Source organism: Corynebacterium sp. HMSC074A09 (assembly GCF_001811545.1).
Classification (GTDB): Bacteria; Actinomycetota; Actinomycetes; order Mycobacteriales; family Mycobacteriaceae; genus Corynebacterium; species Corynebacterium hiratae.
This window is the reverse complement of record NZ_KV805149.1, coordinates 1-448: the sequence shown is the minus strand read 5'-3', so window position 1 is coordinate 448 and position 448 is coordinate 1. Positions and strand designations below refer to the sequence as shown.

1 rRNA gene is annotated in these 448 nt (G+C 49.6%); it reads right to left on the bottom strand.

From position 1 onward, the window contains the following. A 23S ribosomal RNA gene (locus HMPREF2807_RS14030) occupies positions 1-432 on the bottom strand; the annotation flags it as partial. Positions 433-448 lie beyond the last annotated feature (16 nt).

Here is a 448-nt window from a genome sequence, read left to right as displayed (position 1 = left end):
TGAAGCCTTCAACTACGGGACTATCACCCTCTACGGTAGGCGTTTCCACACCACTTCACCTAACAACAACACACAAGCAAACCAGTGGTAGCTGATTTACATTGGGGCCCACAACACCGCACACACAACCCCTACCAAGTATCACATGCACACGGTTTAGCCTCATCCACGTTCGTTCGCCACTACTAGCAGAATCATATTTTATTTTCTTCTCCTACGGGTACTGAGATGTTTCACTTCCCCGCGTAAACCCCCACAACAGCTATGAATTCACTGAAGGGTAACACCCCATAACAGGTGCCAGGTTTCCCCATTCGGACATCCTCGGATCAACGCTTTATTGACAACTCCCCGAGGCTTAACGCAGCCTTACACGTCCTTCATCGGCTCAGCATGCCAAGGCATCCACCATGCGCCCTAAATAACGAACACACAACCAACACAACAA